Below are 773 nucleotides of genomic sequence, written 5' to 3' on the forward strand. Positions count from 1 at the left end.
GTAGTAATGCATCTTAATCCCGAAAGATCCTCTTTAGATAATAATGCTAAATAACTCGGAGAAAGAGCAAGTACTGATGATTTTGATGCTTTCAAAAAATTTGCAAACTCATCCTTATCTTTTATCGTTTCTTCAGTTGGAATACATAAAGCAGCTCCACTGTACAAACTCATCATAATTTCATAAACAGATACATCAAAAGCAACAGAAGCAAACCACACCAATCTATCTTTATCTGTAATATTTAAAGACTGAATCTGATGTAAAATCATATTCACATTACTGGTATGTTCAATCATAACGCCTTTGGGCTGTCCTGTTGAACCTGAAGTATAAATAATATAGGCCAGATTTTGAGATGAAAACTTTATATTGATGTTTTCAGTACTATAATCCTCTAACCTTACTGACTTAATATTTACAATATCACAATTATCAATTTGTAACTCCGAATTATCTGCAATCAAAAATTTTAAACCACTGTCTTGAATTAAAAAATCAATCCTTTCCTGCGGATAATGGGTATCTATTGGTAAATAAACTGCCCCTAACTTTAAGATCGCCAATAAAGCAATAATACTAGAATCGGATTTAGGTAAAAATACCCCTATGATATCTTCTTTATTGACAGTGTATCTGGATGAAAGATAAAAAGCCAACTGATTCGACTTCTCATTAAGTTCCTGATAGGTTAGTTTATTATTTTCAAAAATAACAGCTACATTATTTGGTGTCTTTCTAACCTGTTCTTCAAATAAATCTATGATGGTCTT

The 773-nt window shown here is 31.2% G+C and carries 1 protein-coding gene; it reads right to left on the reverse strand.

The features are described from left to right. On the reverse strand, window positions 1-773 hold a 773-nt coding region (locus tag DM397_RS00515), incomplete at both ends, for an AMP-binding protein (RefSeq protein WP_162615436.1).

Source organism: Flavobacterium nitrogenifigens (assembly GCF_003254565.1).
Lineage (GTDB): Bacteria > Bacteroidota > Bacteroidia > Flavobacteriales > Flavobacteriaceae > Flavobacterium > Flavobacterium nitrogenifigens.